General features: G+C 34.7%; 6 protein-coding genes and 2 pseudogenes. 6 read left to right on the top strand and 2 right to left on the bottom strand.

Features of this window, described 5'->3' with window-relative positions:
• Positions 1–199 precede the first annotated feature (199 nt).
• From AASI_RS07355 to AASI_RS07375, 5 genes and pseudogenes are all read left to right on the top strand, one after another.
• A pseudogene (locus AASI_RS07355) lies at positions 200–1,024 on the top strand (IS982 family transposase).
• A gap of 371 nt (positions 1,025–1,395) precedes the next feature.
• Positions 1,396–6,153, top strand: a complete 4,758-nt coding sequence (locus tag AASI_RS07780) for an ankyrin repeat domain-containing protein (RefSeq protein WP_012473465.1) — start codon at positions 1,396–1,398, stop codon at positions 6,151–6,153.
• A 587-nt stretch (positions 6,154–6,740) separates the two neighbouring features.
• Positions 6,741–9,188: an F-box-like domain-containing protein gene (locus AASI_RS07365; RefSeq protein WP_012473466.1), complete on the top strand. Its 2,448-nt coding sequence runs from the start codon at positions 6,741–6,743 to the stop codon at positions 9,186–9,188.
• Between the two features lie 118 nt (positions 9,189–9,306).
• A pseudogene (locus tag AASI_RS07370) lies at positions 9,307–9,750 on the top strand (phage integrase SAM-like domain and Arm DNA-binding domain-containing protein); the annotation flags it as partial.
• A 319-nt stretch (positions 9,751–10,069) separates the two neighbouring features.
• Positions 10,070–10,903: a hypothetical protein gene (locus AASI_RS07375; RefSeq protein ID WP_044282912.1), complete on the top strand. Its 834-nt coding sequence runs from the start codon at positions 10,070–10,072 to the stop codon at positions 10,901–10,903.
• A 544-nt stretch (positions 10,904–11,447) separates the two neighbouring features.
• Here the strand turns inward: AASI_RS07375 and AASI_RS07380 are convergent.
• The gene (locus AASI_RS07380) at positions 11,448–14,471 is read right to left on the bottom strand and encodes a glycoside hydrolase family 3 N-terminal domain-containing protein (RefSeq protein ID WP_012473468.1); all 3,024 of its coding nucleotides are present in this window, start codon (positions 14,469–14,471) and stop codon (positions 11,448–11,450) included.
• 109 nt (positions 14,472–14,580) lie between these two features.
• Here AASI_RS07380 and AASI_RS07385 point away from each other — a divergent pair, with 109 nt between their 5' ends.
• Complete coding sequence (locus AASI_RS07385) at positions 14,581–15,033, top strand: type I restriction enzyme HsdR N-terminal domain-containing protein (RefSeq protein WP_012473469.1); 453 nt, start codon at positions 14,581–14,583, stop codon at positions 15,031–15,033.
• A 238-nt stretch (positions 15,034–15,271) separates the two neighbouring features.
• Here the strand turns inward: AASI_RS07385 and AASI_RS07390 are convergent, their stop codons facing one another.
• Entirely contained in the window at positions 15,272–21,184 is a 5,913-nt protein-coding gene (locus AASI_RS07390; RefSeq protein WP_012473471.1) for a lipase family protein, read from the bottom strand.
• Positions 21,185–21,371: the final 187 nt, after the last annotated feature.

Raw genomic sequence — 21,371 nt, forward strand, 5'->3', positions numbered from 1 at the left:
CAAAGGAAGAATTATATTTGCGTCATATTTTTTAAGCTATTCAGCAACTTATTAAACCAGCATTATGCATACAGTTTTACATAGAAAATACATTATAAAGATTTAACTATTTAACCCAAGTTGCTAGTGATTGCTAAGTAAAAGAATAAAAAACCTCTGATCTTGTTTTTTGTCTTAAACGAATAGACCGGAGGTCATTATAATTGATCAATCAATAGCAATATATACATTTATCGACCATCTACTCAAGTATTTGCATCATCAAGAAGATGAAAACAGAAAATTGTCAGATGTACAAGTGCTCACAACGGCTATCGTATCGGCTTTATACTTTGGCGGACATCTTGACAAAGCCCGATCGTTTATGCATTCCACTAGGCTTATCCCTAACATGCTTGATAAAAGTAGATGCAATCGCTGTTTGCATGCTATAGGAAAAGAGATAACGACCCTCTTTTTAGTAATAGGCACGCTCATCAAGCAAGTAGCCTCCTGTAAGGGTTTTATCTTAGATTCATTTCCAGTAGCTGTGTGTGATAACATACGTACTAGCCGGTGTAAGTTATTGCAAAGTGAGGCTTATCGCGGCTACAAAGCTTCTATGCATCATTACTTTTATAGCATCAAAGTACAACTGGTTACTACTAGTAGTGGCATTCCAGTGGAATTCTCAATAATGGCTGGCAGCCAAGCAGATGTAAAAGAGCTGAATCAACTGCCTTTCTGTTTGCCTGCTGGTAGTGCACTTTATGCTGACTCGGCTTATACCAACTACCATCTAGAAGATATGTTGGCTGATGAAGGGATTAAGCTTTATTCTCAGCGTAAAGCCAATGCTCATCGACAGGATACGCCTTCTCTAGCTTATCTCAAAGAGCACATGTAAAAGGTGATAGAGACCAGCATTAGTGGCATTAAAGGCCTTTTCTTAAGGAAGATCCATGCTGTTACCTTCAGAGGCTTTCTGATCAAGATTCTCTTGTTTTTGTTAGCTTTTCAAATCAACAAAGCTTTTCTTAGCTAGCAACTTAGATTATTTATATAAAGCCTAGAGATGATCATGGGCCAAAAAAGTTACAAAAAATTGTTAAAAGAATCATTATGAAATGGTTTTTGGAGGGCTTCAAAGAAGGCATGCAAGAGAGCAAATTATAAATTGTTAAAAACATGCTAAAAGCTTTCATATGAGTTTTATTGAACAGATGATAGAGGTTAGTGTTAAGTATATAGAAGACCTTAGCCAAGATTTGTAATAGCTAACTAGTAACTTTACCATATTGTAAGATCAGCTATACTTTGAGTATTCAAAGTATAGAATTTACCCAACTAATGGTATTTATATTTGCAATTAAGCTAACTGCGCATTAATATGCATTCCTCCTTAATCTTTAAAATATGAAAAGAAGTTTTTCGCTGTTCCAGCAATACATATCCTATGTTTTACTCATAAGTTTATTCTTCCAGAGTTGTGGGGGAGGATTCGACAATAATCCACTCATATCTATCAAAGAAGAGCAAATAGCATCTATACAAACTAGTACACAACAAATAATCCCTCCAATAAATATCCAGCCCCTATTTGATCAAGCATTAATAGCCCAAGGGGGGCATAGTGTTACTTTTCATGAAGAAGCAGGCAAATTAAAAGCAGACGTAGTAGTTAATGCACCTCAAGGGTTTAGCAAAAGCTATGTTGGATTAGAGGTAGCTGTTGAGCAAGGTGCAGAGCTATCGGAGCTACCTAGATTAGGCCAGCAAGCACAAAAGCGTCGCATTCACCTTCAACCAGCACATGCAGGAAAGCCAGCAAAAGTAATTGTTTACAAAGGATCAGGGCTAGCGGGAGGGATGTTGGAAGGAGATGAACAAGAAGATGAACTAGATAATGAATCCATTCCTAACGAATGTTTCTGTCCTATCACCCAGGAGATTATGGAAGATCCGGTTATTGCTCAGGATGGCCATACCTATGAGCGGATAGCAATAAAACGCTGGCTTGATATGGGAAAACGAACCAGCCCTAAAACTGGGGCCAGGTTGCTTAGTACCGAATTAACACCTAACTATACCATGCGTAGTTTAATTCAGGATATAAAAGCACAGGTGCCTGTTTTAGCCAGGCATAAGCTGGATATGCACAATATTGAAGCAGCTATTAAATTAAGAGAAGAAGAGATAGAAGAAACATTGGCACAGAAGGGATATATAGTAGAAAAGGAAAGCCAGGCGAGGTTAAGTTTAGAAGCAGAGTTAGAAGAAAAAGAAACAGAGTTAGAAGAAAAAATAGCCTTACTCGGTGTAATAGAGCAGCGTCTAAAAGGATTAGAGGAACAAGCCAATGCCTTTAAATTGCAGGAAAAATTGCTGAACAAGAAATTGATGCAAAAAGGACAGCTAATAGAAAAAGGAAGCCAGGAAAAGTTACACTTAGCAGCAGCCTTAGAACAGAAAGACAAAGAATTAGCGGAACAAAAAGCCTTACTCGATGTAATGGAGCAGCGAGTAGCAGGATTAGAGGAGCAAGTTCATTCTTTTTCAGAACGAGATAACCAAATGCGTGCAATCATGCTACAAATGCAGCAATGTATGGGCTACCCATTAGGTGGTCAGCTTGTTCCATCTTCTAGCAGCTCAAGCAGTACGCTTGTTTTGAATGGTAACCAATCGTTACAAGAAAATAATGGACTAGTTAAACCAAGCCTATCTGTAGTAAAGAATGCAGGAAATAGAGAAGTAAGAGTAGAAAGAAATATAAAAAAAGATAAAGGAAAAGAGAAATTAAAGGATGAAGATAATCAATCAGATGGTATAGCTTTATTAGGTCAAGCTTCGGCAATAGTTGAAGACAAATATGTGCAGCTTCAGCAAGCAGGGGTAAAATTAGCTGACAGGCTAGTAAAAGAAAGAAAGTACCCATTACATAAAGCTTGCAGGATTGGTAATTTAGAGGCAGTTAAATACTTAATAGAAAAAGGAGTAGATATACACGCTAAGAATAAACATGGTAATACTCCACTTTGTTATGCATGCGACAAGGGTCATCTAGAAGTAGTTAAGTATTTAGTAGAGAAAGGAGCAGATATAAATGCTACAGATGAAGATGGTGAGACTCTACTTCATTGTGTATGCAAAAATGATAATATAGAATTAGTTAAGTATTTAGTAGAAAAGGGAGTAGATATAAATGTTATAGATGGATATGGTGTAACTCCACTGCATTATGCATGCCGAGATGGTAATCTAGAGGTAGTTAAGTATTTAGTAGAGAAAGGAGCTGATATACAGGCTAAGAATAAAGATGGTGAGACTCCGTTTCATTGGGCTCACGACAATGATCATCTAGAAGTAGTTAAATATTTATTAGAGAAAGGGGCAAATATACAGGCTAAGAGTAGAGAGAGTGAGAGTCTACTTTACTGGGCATGCCGAGAAGGTGATCTAGAAGTAATTAAGTATTTAGTAGAGAAAGGAGTTGATATACAGGCTACGAATGAAGATGGTGAGACTCTACTTCATTGTGCATACAGCAATAACCATTTAGAATTAGTTAAGTATTTAGTAGAAAAAGGAGCAGATATAAATATTACAGATGGAGATGGTGCAACTCTACTTCATTGTATATGCAAAAATGATAATATAGAATTAGTTAAGTATTTAGTAGAGAAAGGGGCAGATATAAATATTACAGATGGAGATGGTTGGACTCCACTTCATTATGCTTGCGAGAATGGTGAGCTAGAAATAGTTAAGTATTTAGTAGAAAAAGGAGCAGATATAAATGTTATAGATGGATATGGTGTAACTTCACTGCATTATGCATGCCGAGAAGGTAATCTAGAGGTAGTTAAGTATTTAGTAGAAAAAGGAGCAGATATAAATGCTACAGATGAAGATGGTGAGACTCTACTTCATTATGCTTGTAACAAAGGTAATTTAGAAGTAGTTAAATTATTAGTAGATAAAGGGGCGGATATAAATATAAAAAGTAACGATCAATGTACTGCTTTACATTTTGCTACTAGATATGATCACTTAGAAATAGTAAAGTACTTACTAGATAAAGGGGCAGATATACAGGCTAAGAATAAAGAGGTTGAGACTCTACTTATTTATGCATGTAAAAAAGGTGATCTAGAAGTAGTTAAGAACTTAGTAGATAAAGGGTCAGATATAAATGTAAAAAATAAAAATCAATGGACTGCTTTACATTTTGCTACTAGATATGGTCACTTAGAAATAGTAAAGTACTTACTAGATAAAGGGGCAGATATAAATGTAAAAAATAACGATCAATGGACTGCTTTACATTTTGCTACTAGATATAATCACTTAGAAATAGTAAAGTACTTACTAGATAAAGGGGCAGATATAAATGTAAAAAATAACGATCAATGGACTGCTTTACATTTTGCTACTAGATATAATCACTTAGAAATAGTAAAGTTATTACTAGAGAAAGGGGCAGATATAAATGCTAAGAATAAATATGGTAATACTACGCTTCATAAGGCATGCGAGAATGGTCATCTAGAAGTAGTTAAGTACTTACTAGATAAAGGGGCAGATATAAATGTAAAAAATAACGATCAATGGACTGCTTTACATTTTGCTACCAGATATAATCACTTAAAAATAGTAAAGTTATTACTAGATAAAGGGGCAGATATAAATGCTAAGAATAAAGAGGGTAATACTACGCTTCATAAGGCATGCGAAAATGATCACTTAGAAATAGTAAAGTTATTACTAGATAAAGGGGCAGATATAAATGTAAAAAATAACGATCAATGGACTGCTTTACATTTTGCTACTAGATATAATCACTTAGAAATAGTAAAGTACTTACTAGATAAAGGGGCAGATATAAATGTAAAAAATAATGATCAATGGACTGCTTTACATTTTGCTACTAGATATGATCACTTAAAAATAGTAAAGTACTTACTAGATAAAGGGGCAGATATAAATGTAAAAGATAATGATCAATGGACTGCTTTACATTTTGCTACCAGATATGATCACTTAAAAATAGTAAAGTTATTACTAGAGAAAGGGGCAGATATACATGCTAAGAATAAAGAGAGTGAGACTCTACTTATTTATGCATGTAAAAAAGGTGATCTAGAACTAGTAAAGTACTTACTAGATAAAGGGGCAGATATAAATGTAAAAAATAACGATCAATGGACTGCTTTACATTTTGTTACTAGATATAATCACTTAGAAATAGTAAAGTACTTACTAGATAAAGGGGCAGATATAAATGCTAAGAATAAATATGGTAATACTACGCTTCATAAGGCATGCGAAAATGATCACTTAGAAATAGTAAAGTTATTACTAGATAAAGGGGCAGATATAAATGTAAAAAATAACGATCAATGGACTGCTTTACATTTTGCTACTAGATATAATCACTTAGAAATAGTAAAGTACTTACTAGATAAAGGGGCAGATATAAATGTAAAAAATAACGATCAATGGATTGCTTTACATTTTGCTACTAGATATAATCACTTAGAAATAGTAAAGTACTTACTAGATAAAGGGGCAGATATAAATGTAAAAAATAACGATCAATGGATTGCTTTACATTTTGCTACCAGATATAATCACTTAAAAATAGTAAAGTTATTACTAGATAAAGGGGCAGATATAAATGTAAAAAATAACGATCAATGGACTGCTTTACATTTTGCTACCAGATATGATCACTTAGAAATAGTAAAGTACTTACTAGATAAAGGGGCAGATATAAATGTAAAAAATAAAAATCAATGGACTGCTTTACATTTTGCTACCAGATATAATCACTTAAAAATAGTAAAGTTATTACTAGATAAAGGGGCAGATATACATGCTAAGAATAAATATGGTAATACTCCACTTCATAAGGCATGCGAGAATGGTCATCTAGAAGTAATTAAGTATTTAGTAGAGAAAGGAGCTGATATAAATGCTAAGAATAAAAATGGTAACACTCCACTTCATAAGGCATGCGAGAATGGTCATCTAGAAGTAGTTAAGTACTTACTAGATAAAGGGGCAGATATACAGGCTAAGAATAAAAATGGTAATACTCCTATAGATATTGCTAAGCAGAAAAAATATGGAGCATTAGTTAATTTACTAACTGAAAAGTTAGATGCTTAAAAGTGAAAATCTATATTACTCTATATAAGAGTGAGGCGCTGGCTGATGTGCACCATCAATCGATGTGAACCATCAGCCAGCTAAAGACTAAGAAATATTTTTCAACTAGTCTTTCTTGCCCAGCTAGTTTAAAGCTAGCCTCTACTTAGAAGTATGGTACAAATTAGCTAAAGGCTCTTTCACGCTAAATTTACACTTCCTATAACCTATCACAGCCCTTTATTACCATTTGCAACAATTCATAGAGGTTAAATAGTCGAAAAGATAGTCAGAAAAAGCGGTTACCCTCTCCAAATTAGCTGATAGGTTAAATATTAGCCGAAATACTTTATATAACAAATTCCATAACGCCCTCCTGAGTTATCGCCTCATTCAAAAGGTTGGAGTCGTACTAAATTATAATTTTACCCTTGATTTTCCTAAAATGCAAAAGGAAGAGCAGGAAACAGGAACAGAAAATAAATCCATAACTTTAACAAACTTAGAAAGCAAGTAATGTAAGCATACACATATATCATATTTTAAAATATTTATTAGTATATATTTTATATTTATACTAATATGCTTTCTTGTTAACTTAAATCTCTATGAAACCTAAACCATTACAGAAACTTGTAGCGCGTATTCTACTAATAAGCCTTATTTCACAAAGCTGCTCTAATTCCTCTAACCTACCTATTTCAATAAAAAAGTCAACAGATGACAACCAACAAGTTGTTATTGAACAGTTAGTAAACAAGCAACTTGCCTCCAAGAAAGGTCATCTAATTACTTTTTATGAAGAAGCAGGCCAATTGCGAGTAAAATTCAAGGAAAAGGTTGGAAGCTTTAGTAGAATACATACTTTACCTGTGTATATAGAGCAAGGTATTGAGATAGCACCAGTAGCTAACTCTAAAGGGAGCCAAAATCTACTTACGCATGTGCATTTACCTAAAAACAAGCAGCCAGGCTATGTATATATAGGGAATATGGGGTTAAAAGGAGGCGTAGGGAGCGAAGATGAACAAGAGGACGAAGAGCCAAAGCAAGAAAAAAGAAAAGGTAAAAAGAGAGTGAAAGGTGAAAAAGAATATGAAAAGAAGGAAGAAGATCGATATCAGAAGAAAATAAAAGTAAGAAGAAGAGGAAAAGAAGAGCAAGAATCTGCAAAATTTAAGCGAAGAAGAGTATCACCTTATTCCTCGTTCGGAGAAGAACAAACCATAGAACAACCAGGCAAGAATAATTTAGAAGAATATCAAACCTTACTGCGATCTGGCATGGAGGGAGAAAGTGAAGCACAATTTCGGCTAGGGAGAAAGGCGTACGAAGCTTGGCAGAAGCAAGGTACAGAAGAATCTGCTCACAAAGCAGAAGTGTGGTTAAGCAAAGCAGCGGCACAAGACCATCCAATGGCAATTACTTTATTAAGAGAGCTAGCGGATAGTAGCTCTTCTGTGGAAAAGGACATTGTGCAGAGTTCTGTATCCCTTCCCATAGAGCTATGGCAAGAGATTTTTTCTTATTTAAAATTAGAAGATATTTTACCAGCAAGAATAGTTAATAAAGACTGGAATGAACTGATTACAGGCTATAGGCAAACAGGTATAGTAGGGGTTGAGAATAAGCTTAAATCAGTTGTTAATCCAACTGGCTGGGTATGGACAATAGATAAGAGAATAGATTTCAAGAACAATAAAAAGTTAAATAAGTTAACACCTGAAAGAATTTCCAGTTTTGCTTTTTATCATTTAATAAGGAATATAAAGAGTTTGCCACAAGCATTTTGGCCTCATATAAAAGGTACCAAGATTCAGAGTATTGATTTAAGCGAGAATGAGATAGGTGCCCAAGGAGCAGTTAAGTTGGCTAAATATTTACAAGATACCCAAGTACATACGGTTTATTTAAGTTTTAATGGTATAGGTGCTCAAGGAGCAGTTGAGTTTACTAAAAATTTACAGGGAACGAGGGTTCATACGGTTGACTTAAGCTGGAATAGAATAGGTGCTCAAGGAGTGGAAGAATTAATTAAACATTTACAAGCTACCAAAGTGCATACGGTTAATTTAAGGTTAAACCAAATAGGCGCTCAAGGAGTAGAAGAATTGGCTAAAAATTTACAGGGAACAAGTGTACATACAGTTAATTTAAGCGAAAATCATATAGGTGATCAAGGAGCCGAGGAATTATTTAGGTATTTACAGGGAACTCGAGTACATACGGTTTATTTAAGCTCGAACCAAATAGGCGCACAAGGGGCAGAAAGATTGGCTAAACAATTACTAGGAACCAGTGTACATACAATTGATTTAAGCGGGAATCATATAGGCGACCGAGGAGCCGAAGGATTTGCCCAGCATTTACAGAGAACTAGTGTACATACGGTTGATTTAAGCGAAAATCATATAGGCGACCGAGGAGCCATAGAGTTTGCCAAAAATTTGCAAGGAACAAGTGTGCATACGGTTTATTTAAATCATAATAAAATAGGTGCACAAGGAGCTATAGAATTGGCTAAGCATTTACAGGGAAGTAGTGTACAGAAGATTAATTTAAGCCATAATCAGATAGGTGCACAAGGAGCCGAAGGATTGGCTAAACATTTACAGGGAACCCAAGTACATACGATCAATTTATGGGCGAATCAGATAGGCGCCCAAGGAGCCGTAGAGTTTGCCAAGAATTTACAAGGAACAAATGTGCATACGGTTTATTTAGGATATAATCAGATAGGTGCACAAGGAGCTGAAGGATTGGCTAAAAATTTACAGGGAACCAGCGTACATACAGTTGATTTAACCTCGAATCAAATAGGCGACCAAGGAGCGGAAGGTTTGGCTAAGTATCTACAGGGAACACAGGTGCATACGGTTAATTTAAGTTCGAATAATATAGGCGCACAAGGAGCGGAAGAATTGGCTAAAAGTTTACAAGGAACCAGTGTACATACAGTTGATTTAAGATGGAATGATATAGGCGCTGATATACAAAGATTACTCGTGGAACAATATCCGCATATTAAATGGAGCTTTTCGCCTGTCTTCTTTTAATTTATGAAAATTTCCATCGTATTATATAAGACGCTAGCGGATGGGAGCCATCCGCTCATAGTTCTGATTAGCCAGCTGAAAGCTTAAGGAGTACTTCTCAACATGACTTTCTTGCTCGGCAAAGTTATGGGATTTTAATAAGCATGCGCCTAAAAGGAATCACCCTGATAGAAAATTACTAGAAGCCATCCTTGTGCAAAAGAAAGCTACCTATCACACGAAGCTTCTAGAACTTGCAAGTGAACAAAAATTCCTTTCCCTCCAGCAGCTGGTACAAGCAATCGAAGAGCCTAAACAAGCCTCACAAGAGCTATTCTCGTTTCTTTTAGAAGTTTGCCAAAATCTAGTTCAAAGTGGTAAAATAGGAAGAGTACGACTTTACAAGCGACTTTTAACTTCTTTAAAAGAGTTCACAGGTAGCAGGCTATTATGCTTTAGCAATACCGATATACTTTTTTTGAACCGTTACGAAGCCTTTCTCTATAAACAAGGACTCAGTGAGAACTCCATTGGCATTTATTTTAAAGTTTTAAGAGCACTCCTTAATAAAGATCCAAGCTAAGTACATGAAAGAGGAGCACTATCCTTTTGATAACTATTCGCTTGGTAAATTTAGTATGCTCAGGCAAAAGCGTGCCATGAGCCACTACCCTACTGACATATATCAACTTAAAGATTAAAATTTTAGAAATCTTTCTCTTTACTACAATCATACTTTAAATTTGCAGAAAGTATTTGATATCTATTTTATGTTATAAGTACTGGTTTAGTTTTAGCTGTCCCCACTACTTTATAAAAATCCAATAGAATAAATATACATCCAATTATTGGCAAATGAAGTTAAAGACATACATTCTTTGACTAATAACTTATTACTTTATATGTTTAAAAATAAAAAATATATTTTACAAACTTTATTAATCATATGCTTGCCTGTCTCACTTATATATGCAGCTCCACGTTATAATAAGAGACAAAATAATGGTTTTTCATGGGAAAGCACACGATTAAGTTTAGAATATGGATTTGGTGTAGTTCCATATGCATACATGACTCCCACACATAAATTTAAAATTAGGGGAACTAAGGCTCCCATCAAAACTAAATTTAACCATAACCTGAAGATGCTAGCTGGTTATAGTTTTGCAATTTCAGAGAAGCGCAGAATAGGTTTTGAAGCAGGAATAGGCTATGGTTTTTCTAGAGTTACCAGAATACCAGAATTTGAAATTATCTTCACAGAAAACCATTTAAAGTTACCATTACTCATATCCATTACAAAGGTTTATGATATATCATTTTATTTTGCATATAGCCTCATACTAGGATACGAATTTAATATCATCCTAACATCTGACTATAAACAATCAGGGGATTACTATGAGTTGCCCGTTTCTATGCAAGGGGATCAGAATGTTAAAAAATCCGTAGCTAATTTTTCTCGGTTTTCTGGTGTTATTTTATTAGGCCACCGTGCTGACTTTCCTAAAGGAATTTATGCAGAGCTTAGGAGTGAAATTCCTATAGAACTATTCAAGCTTATGTCTAGTTTAGATGATGATGATTTTGGAAAAGATATTGAACTTGATACTACTTTTGTAAATCTTATGAGACTTATAAATGCTAATTATTTACAACTTAACGTTGGTATAAATATAATGGAATGGTTATATCCTAAAGAAAATTTACAAACAAGAGATAAAAGAAACAGATAACTAGCAAAACAAGCTAAATAACTAATAGAATTTCCCAGCAAATCTTATTGATTTCTAATACTTGCTGGGAAGACACTGTTAAGTGTATACCTTAACGTGGATATATCATATTAGGAATAGAAAGAAATGCCTGAAAAAAATCCTATTTTACTTGGTATCCAACCAATAATAAATCCGCCTTTTATAGTGCACTTCTATACTTGCCAGCTAGCTACATTGAGATATATAAGGAACATTTTTCAGAAAGTAGTTTTGTTTTAAATAGAGGTATTATTAGATTTCTACTAAACCCGAAAAATATATAAATATGGACAATCGGTAAGAAAATCTTTGTTACGTATAGTAGCTTTATCTTAAATTAAAAGGTTTAATAGAACTAAGTATTTAACACATTTAGGCCTTTATACTCTATGGCAACATTCAAGCTTATGCAACTACACAAAATTTATAAATAGGCTATAAAATAAGCATATAGATAATAAACAGCTTTACAAATCTTTACACTTACCAACCATTCAAACTGTCTTAGTATCCAACTGTTAATTTATTGTTCCATATTCTGCAAAGCTTGGTAAACAATATCTTGTAGCTTAATACGTATATTTTGCTCAGCCAGCTTGTTATTTTCTTGGGTAGGATAGGTTCTATTAGATAGTATAATATATACAAGATTATACTTTGGATCTACCCAAGCAGCCGTGCCTGTAAAGCCCAAATGCCCATAAGTATCAGCAGAAGCATATAAAGATGTGTTAGACTTATGCTTGCTGTCTAGCTTGGTAGGCAATTCTGGTTTATCCCATCCAAGTCCCCGCCGATTATTTTTAAAAGCGTGGCTAGTAAACTGTTTTATAACTTTCTTTTTTAAATATCTTTTTCCTCCATAATAGCCACCTTGCAAATTCATTTGCAGAATAACAGCCAAATCATGAGCATTGCTAAAGAGCCCAGCGTTTCCTGCTACACCCCCACAGATTGCAGCTTGTGGGTCATGAACAATACCATGAATGGGGGTAGTTCTAAAAAAGTCACACTCTGCTGTAGGCGCTATTTGCTGTAAACTAATTCTTTCTAATGGGTTATAACCAACTAGAGCAGCTCCTAAAGATTGATAGAATTTATTAGCAAGAAAAATCTCCATAGGCTGTTGTAACAATTTCTCTATTAGCCTATGCATAATATGGAAGCTTAAGTCATTATAATGGTAACCATGTGTTTTAGATGGCTTTTTTGTTTTATCTTTTTCTTTTATTGGAGAGTTGATATATAGATCCCACATAAGCTCTTTTAATAAATGAGGGGCATATAGCTCCGTACCTATTCTATTGGGATAGCTTGCCGATGGATAGTTGCTAAACAGTTTCTTGCTTAATTTACTATCTTTTTGAAACAAAATGCTTCTTGTTATACCATAATCTAGTAATCCAGCTTGGTGAGCCAAAATTGACTTGATAGTTATATTTTTTTTATTGGTGGCAGACAGTTCTGGTAAATAGGTAGAAACTTTTTGTGTTATATCTAACTTATTCTGACTTACTAAATACATGATTGCCTGCAAAGGCCCTACTACCTTGGTTATGGAAGCAATATCATAAAGTGTTGTATTAGTAACGGGATTCTTTTTTGCGTACGTATGATAACCATAAGCTTTCTCAAAAACTATTTTCCCATTTCTAGCTATCAACACTTGGCAGCCTGGCATCACCTCTTCTAAAATTGCATCCTCTACAATTTTATCAATACCTTGTAATATGCGACTATCCATTTGCACAGCTTCTGGCAAAGCATAACCAAGCCTTTTTATACTTTTTGTTCTAATACCCCATTCCGACTTCCAAGCATTAGGTATACTAACAGGCAAATTACCCACAGCTGGCAAGGCTCCAAAAATAATCTGAGGCACCACTTGTTCTGCTATAGGATCATCTTGGTAAGCTGCTATAAGATGTTGCATGTTTTGGAATAATTCTAAACTATAAACACTTCCAAAAACCACTATTAAAACTTTTGTATTGGCGTGCTGTAGTTTAGTTAAAAAGCTTAATAATTCTGGCTGTAAACCAAATTTATTAGCTCTGTTACCAGCTAAGTCGTGTAAGCCTACGATAACCAACGAATAATTCTCTAGCTCATCTGCCAGTTGCTGTAGCATATTAACGTCTAGTGATGTCCTATTGAGTGTATAGTGAGCAACAGGAGCATATTGCGATAAAAACTGACCAAAAATAGTAGATGGCTTATTAGTAGCAACTGTATTCTGTTGGTTGATTGATTTCTGTGCTTCTGCAGTAATAGGCTGCTTAATAATAGAAAGTGAAGCAATCTTATGTTTATTTAATTTGGTAATGGGAATCAAATCGTCTTGGTTGGCTACTAATGTAATGGCTTGTTCAAATAGTTTCTGCTTTAGCACTTGAGCCTGAGGTGTATTGAGTTGCTCGTACAACCCATCTATTTCTATAGACTTCCACTGATGTAAGTCCATCTGGTATTTGACTGCTAGAATTTTCTTAACCTTTTCTTCTACTACTTCCTTAGCTAATTTACCTTGCTCAATAGCAGATTTAATGAGTGCAATAGCTTTAGGCACATCTTCCGGGAAAAGTAAAATATCATTCCCTGCTTGCAAAGCTAGTAAGTCTACTTCACCAGGCTGATAGTACTTACTAACAGCCTTCATATTAAGCGCATCTGTAAAAATAAGTCCTTTAAAACCCAATTTGTTTTTTAAGAGCTGGGTCACAATATGAGATGAGAGAGATGCAGCTCGGTTAGGTGTTTTTTCATAAGCTGGTAAATAGATATGAGAAACCATAATACCTCCTACATTAGCACGTATTGCTTTTCTAAATGGATAAAGCTCTATAGATTCTAACCGAGTAATATCATATGGAATAGTAGGCAGTTCATGATGCGGATCTTTACTAGCATCTCCTATACCAGGAAAATGTTTAGCTACTGCTAATATACCGTTATCTTGTAATCCTTGAATATAGGCTAGTCCTTTACTAATTACACTCCCCTTACCATCTCCAAAAGCTCTATTACCTATACCTGGGTTGTCTGGATTGTTATTGATATCAATTACAGGAGCAAAGTTAACATGTATACCTAGTAGTTTAAGCTGGCGTGCAATTTCAGCACCCATATCATAAATAAGCTGATGATCTTGTATAGCACCTAAGGTCATCTGCCTAGGGTAGCTTATTGTGTTAGTAAGACGCATACCAAGCCCCCATTCTGCATCTATAGCTAAAAGTAAAGGTGTTTTTGCTTTTAGTTGGTATTGATTGGTAAGTTTTGCTTGGCTGATAGGATCACCTTGAAAAAAAATAAGTCCTCCAATATTATATCGTTGTATTAAGTTTTCTATAAATTCATGATGCTTTTCGCCTTGGTTAGAATAAGCAGCTACCATAAAAAGCTGTCCAATACGTTCTTCCAAAGTGAGCCGTTGAAACTGATATTCTATCCAACCTGCTTTATCTGATGGAATTGATTGGGTAGGAATAAAGGTAAGGGAGAAAAACAATATAGCAGTTATAAAGGGTATAGCGAAGCGTTTCATAAATTAAAGGTAATAATGTGTAGATAAGAAACAACATGCTAATTGATAGCAGCAAGCTGTATTATATAAATTTTTCTCTGTCAACTTTATCTTATTGTATACAAGTTACATGCAATTTATTAATTTTTCTACTTTTAATTATAAAGTCCGTACAATAGCAGATAAGCATTATATTTTTGATATTATACGTAAAAAGTATGTGCGGCTGACTCCTGAAGAATGGACAAGGCAACATCTAGTACATTATTTGACCCAAGAACTATCATACCCTAAAGGCTTAATTAGAATAGAAAAACAAATACAAGGACACTATATTGTTAATAGACCTGATCTTGTTATTTATGATAGAATCGGCAACCCTTTTCTTATAGCAGAATGCAAAGCATCTCATATACCTATTTCTGATAAGGTTTATAGCCAACTGGCTCGTTATAATAGAAATCTTAAAGCCAAACTATTGGTAATAAGTAATGGACAAGAGTATGGTTGCTGGAAAATGAGTTATGATGGGTTAGGCCATGAAATTTTAGATACCATTCCTGTTTTTGATAGCTTGGTTTAAAAATTAACAGCCATTCTTATCATATTGCGTCAAAAGGGCTTGTATGCCATATATATTGTCCGTAAGCCTTCTATAGCTACTGTTATAAATAAGCTTATAAAAATGCCAGGAAATAATTTATGCCCTTTAGTGAAATATGTCAGTAAATTAAAAAATCAACTTTATTGTGACACATTTATAGATAAGACCTAACATCAGTTTAGGGTATGCGTAAAATTAACATTCCTTAAATACACTATCACACCTCAGGGCAAGAAATTTCTTGCTCTCTTTCACTAGATGAAACAAGCAGGTTGCTTGTAGTAGTTCCTTCAAAGTTTTGAGAAAGAGAGGGCCCAGCGCCTTCACTTGTTATATCTGCTTTAATGCTAATCTCACCACTTTTAGGTAATTCAATCCTTAAGCTTCCATCCCTCAGCATAGTTATCATCTCTATAGTTTTATTTTCTTCCAGGATAGAGGTAAGCTCTTTGTGTAATTCAGATATAAAAGGTTTTTTTAATGCTAAAAGATAACTCAGATAACGCTTAGCCAAATGGGGACCCCAGATATCCAAAATATTGAATTTATTATTTGAGATATTGCATAAAGGAAAACTTGTTCCTACATGCCATTTAAGCTTTTCTGATAAGTAAACAACAGGATCATCAATGGTCCAGATTCTAAATATATTGTTTTTCCCAAGAACTTTTTCTATGCTCTTTTGTGATGATTCATCAGCGATAGCTGGTGCTCCAAAGATAAAGGTTTTTACTGAAATGCTATTTTCATCAATATCAAGTTTATCATAAAGATGTGGTATTTGTTCAGTTTTGTAATGGTAAGCAGCAAGGAGAGCTAACGCTCCTCCAAGACTATGGCCAGTTGTAATAATCTTAAATTTCTTAGGTTTTGTGTTTTTTTCATAATAATGATTAATTTTATCTATTAATAAATTACAATAAGTAGGAGCGGATTTTGTGAATAGCTCACCTATTCCCTGATGAACAGATAAATTTAGAAGTGGCGTATAGCCTATTCTAACATTGGTGTTCCAATCTTTTGCTGAGTTTGAACCAGAATAAACAATTACAAGCTTATCTTTTCCTTGTTTTAATGCGTTGCCCCTCTCTATATAAGCAACATAGTCTACTTCACCTAGTTCTGGAAACCAAGCAAGTGAATTCTCTTTATATTTCACAATCCCTGTTCTGAAGTCATTAAATATGCCTTTAAGGTCTTCCAAATTCCGAAAGCCAACATCTAAGACAAAAATATTTGAATTAGATGACAGTTGAGTTTTATGTAAAAAAGAATCGGCAATGACACCCTCAGCCTTTAGAGGATATTCTTTGTTTTTATCGGTAGTATCTATAAACGGTGGAATGGAGGCGTCAATTTGTTTATGGTTAAAGAGCAAAGAAAATTCCATATGAATTTCGTCTTGAACCTCCTTTAATTCTCGCCTTGCTAATTCAATATTTCCTAAATTTTTATGGTTAATAGGGTCTCTCTTGAGAGTTTCTTGAAGAAAAATGTTTATCTGGTTGATACACTCAATATAATCTGCTTGAAATTTTGGCCGTTGGGCCTCTCTAGAAGGGAATGGAATCGGAATACTTGAATATTTTCCTTGACTTACGTATATGGCTGGCTGATTTGATACTGCACGCCAATTGTCACGGATTTCTAAAAGATTGCTATATAGACTGTCAATCTCGTTTTTATTGTCTATTATTCTCCTACGTTTTCTTTTTATACTAGGGGCCTCCTGTTTGGTGACAAAATCTCTAGTTGTAAAGTCTGTATATATGTGCTGACAAAATTGTATAAGATCTATAATCTTATACAATTTTTTTGGATAAATAGGAAATTCTGCCAAACTAAAGTTCTGAGGGGCACCTGGATTTTTTAAATAATTTGTTAACAAATTATTTAAAAAATCTTCAGGAATGTGTGATAGTTTATTGTTGTTCTTAATTTTTTCCGTGAAATATTTAACGTAGGATGGAGGTATTTGCTCCATTTGATCAGGTGCACTTACATCCTTATAAAAGTCGTATGGAGTCTGGAAAAACCTCTTTACTATGTGTTCATTTACTCTAGAAAATACATCATTCCATATGGTTTGAGAAAGAAGGTGCTTGCAATCATTACCATCGTTGTCAGAGATACCGCATATGCAGTCTAATAAGCCAGCTGTTTTCTCAATTTCAGATATATCTGAGGGGGCAGAATTAATTTTATTTAAAAAATCCCTATCTTTTAAAAGGTCATTCTTAAAGATATCACGGTTTAATTTCTTTAATTTTATAGCAAAATCATAAAGTTTCAGTTTTATTCTTTCTGCTTCTCTCTCTATAAAATGTTTTCTTACCTCATCCCTCCACATATTCTTTCTGATATAATATACACTGATACTGGCAACAGCCCCTAAAAGTGCTATTGGCATCGCTTCAGATGCTGCCAATACCGCTCCTGTTGTTTGAAAAAATGCTCTTGTTACTTCAGATGCTGTCAATAATCCTCCTGTTGTTTGCAATAATGTTCCTATTACTCCAGAAGTGAGTTGTGCTCCAGCTATCCAGCTTGAGGGCACCTGAAGGGTAACAGATTTCTCATTGTGTGATATAGCGTTTTTGTTAAGTGTTTCTTCTAAATCTTCCTTAGCTTTTTTAGAGGGGCCGAATACGAGTGCCATAGGCGTATAATACTGCATGCATTTGTCAACGAGTGCATCAACGCTTGCTTTAAAGTTCCGAATTTTTTCGTTAAAATAGATTCGAATCTTTTCGGCAATATGTTTTTTAAGCAATTCCTTTAGCCGTTCTACTAAGTTAGCTGACATTTTTCTAAGCAGCAATTTAGCATCATCAGGAATAGAGGGGTCCACATCCTCATCAAAATTTAATGATAAAAAATCCGAACTTTTAATACTTTTCAATACAAGTGCCTTTTCTTTATTATTTTGTTTAAGGAGCGACTGATCATGAGTTGTTAAGGAAGATATACTCTCAGGTTCTTCTTCGTTGTTTTGGTTTTGATAAAGACCTAACTCTAAAGGACGAGAGAATAATGTTATTCCATTTCTTCTTTCGGCAAGATCATTCAATAACGCTTTTAACGCTTCGTCTTTTTTTACATCAGCAAACTCTTTTAAATCTTCTTTTATTGTCTTTATACATTTGTGAAAATCTGCAATATGATGTGTAACAACTAAAGAAATATTATTTTTTAATTTATAAGGATCCTTAAACATGTTTTTTAGGTTAGCAAGTGCATCTGCAACATCCTTTACACGATTTACAGAAGAGTCAAAAATGCCGGCAGGCATAACAAAAAGAAATTTTACCCGGTTATGATGTTTAAGAAGAGCTTGAATATAAAGAGCATTTTTGATCTTTTGTAATGTTCCCCGTGTATCATTGAACCCAGGACAATCTGCATAAACCCACCCTTCTGGATCAGGCCACAATTCAGGCATGCTTGTTTTCGATTTTTTTCCAGGTGCTATTTTTGAGGACACATCAGGTGTATTATTTTGTGTATCAGAAAAAATATAATGGAATTTGTTATCTCCTTGCTTGCTTGAAGCAATAGTGAAATCTTTTATGCTAAACATTTTTTTGCCGGTGAGCCAGTGTACAATAGTTGATTTTCCAGCACCTGTGTTACCCAGGAGTACAATGAGAGGCTTTTTTTCTTCGCCATAAGCGATGTTGCTTATTTCTTCCATTTCTTTTTGGAGAAACAAGGAGACATTATAAAGTTTTTTTTGTTCCTCTTCAGTAAAAGATGATTCATGTTTATGTGCTATAGTTGATAAAAAAGTATTTATTTCCTCATAAAGTTCTTCTTGTTTCGTTTTAGTAAAAGATGTTTCGTTTTTATGTGCTATAGTTGATAAAAAAGTATTCATTTCCTCAATTTTTTTATCCATCCTTATTTGAGGCTGTATTTCTTTATCTATACCAAAAGTTTGGCTCGAAAACGCTTCAGAGCTTGGAGAAAGACTACTACCATTGCCGGCCGTTTCATTGTTACTTTTGTTCAGCTTCTGATAGACTGTATTAACTGCACGTTCAGCGAGGCATTTTAGTTCATCTTCAGATTTCACCATAGGAACAGTAGCATTTTTTTCCCATTCATCAGACTTACTTACGTCCTTAGCCACTTTTTGAATGCCTTCAAGTTTTTCTTGTAATTCCTGACGTTCTGTATCTAATTCTGGACCACTAATTTTGGCTTCAGTGTTTTTGTTTCGTTTTATATTACTATCAATAGCATGAATTTTCAACTCTATTTGCTTACAATTAATTTGATCTATCGAGGTAAAAACTTTTGAAGCAATCTCGGGAACCTTTAGCGAGTTTTGGAGTTGTTGTAATTGTATTTGCTCCAGATATTGAGTAGCCTCTAGATTCCCAGCCTTTTTAGCTCTTTCAAGATATTTTATGCCTTTTTCCTGCTTTCCTTTTTTATAATAATGCTTTCCCAGTACGAAGTTATCTTCGGCATCGTCATCAAGAGTACCATAGCTTTTTCTATTCTCTCCTACTTCCTCCTTTTCACTTTCTTTCTCTCCCTCTTCTTTATCATCTATTAATCTTCTGTTTCGCTTGAGTTTATCATTGTGTTCTTCTTCTACTTCCATACTTAATTGCTCACCTACCTGCTGACTTTTTAGAGATAAATCCATTAATTGTTGGTGGAGTTCTCCTAGAGGAGAACCTACTGAACTCTCATCTGTTTGTGGTCTTCTTCTCTTTTGGTGACAAGCTACATTTTCAGTTTCCATAACTTCATCACTTGGCTCCTTGTATGGAAATGGGATAAGCGTCTGGAAATGAACACCACTATGATAGAGATAAACAATGCGTGTTGCATTTGCAGGAATAAATTGGTGAGTGAGACGTAAGCCTCCATTTTCAGGTTGATATATTTTTATACCTAAATTGTTAATATATGCAATTGCATCAATAGAGGTAAAATTTGCTTCTTGGTTTGTTGGATTATCGCCTTGTACGTCATGAAGAGCTACCATCATTTCTCTATTCCCTATATGATGCTTAACAAAAGCCATATATGCTTTTGGCTCAGAAGCTCTTTGCCTTAATGCTGCTAGTTCCTTTTCTTCTTTTCTATCTATATTCTGAAGGACTGAAGGAAGCTTATCAAGATCTTGCTCCTCTGGCTTCACAGATTGGACTGCAAGTTGCCTGTTACGCTCCTCTTTCAATCGATTAATTGGGTCTATTCGACTTTCATAAAGCGTGTAATTGATTACTTCTTTAACTTCTTCTGGTAATTCGTGCAAAGATTTAGCTGCCGATACAATTTCATTAGCAATCATATCACGTACCGTTTTATTATCTTCATATTCTTTTAATCTAGCAATCTGCTCTTCTCGCTCTAAGCCAGCTGCATTAAAAAAACAGTCCATTCCTTCTCCTGAAACATTTTGACATTTAAACCTTTTTCCTTCAATTTCATATATATCTTGTGAACCTTGTAAAGTTTTAGAAGGATTAAGAGGCTTTTGAAAGATTGGTAATTCCTTAGCCCTTTCGCTGGGCATAGTCTGTAGCTGGTTATAATTACGTTCTTCTAAAGAGACATCCTCCTCTCCTTCTGCTTCTTGTTCCTCTATCGTCTCTACTTGCCCTTCCTGCACTATCCATTCTTCATCCATAGGCTCTTCTTCATCATCTCCTTCCATACCACCCACTAGCCCTGCTCCTTTATAGATTACTACTTTAGCTGGCTGACTGCCTTGCGCTAATTGGAGGCGAATACGACGTTCTTGTGATTTTGTATTTAATCGAGATAAATTAGCTAACGCTGCTCCTTGCTCAACAGCTACTGATAATCCTTCATAAGTTTTACTAAATCCTTGCGGTGCGTTTATCTCGATGTTTGCTTTTAGCTTACCATCCTCTTGATAACAGGTAACTATATGGCCTCCTTGTGCTGTCAATGTTTTACCAACTAGCGGTTGGATGTTGGTTTGTGGTATTATTTCTTGAGTATATGCTTGTATAGACTTTGTTGGCTCCTTTTCAATAGGAATAAGTGGATTATTATCAAATCCTCCTCCACAACTTTGTAAACACAAGCTGACAAGTAGAAGACGTGCTATGAATTGCTGAGATATATTATGTTTTTCTTTCATAGTTATATGGTTTATAAGCGTTTATATAAGAATAAAAGTTAAAGCGATAACATGTTAGCACGGAGTTAACTTAGGTGCAAGCATAAGCTTAGAATAAAATAAGATATATGTGTTTGTGCTTGAATGCATTGCTTGCTCGGAAGGAAATAATAACTCCACTACACTTCAAATTACATTAAAGCGTTTC

This window comes from Candidatus Amoebophilus asiaticus 5a2 (genome assembly GCF_000020565.1).
Classification (GTDB): domain Bacteria; phylum Bacteroidota; class Bacteroidia; order Cytophagales; family Amoebophilaceae; genus Amoebophilus; species Amoebophilus asiaticus.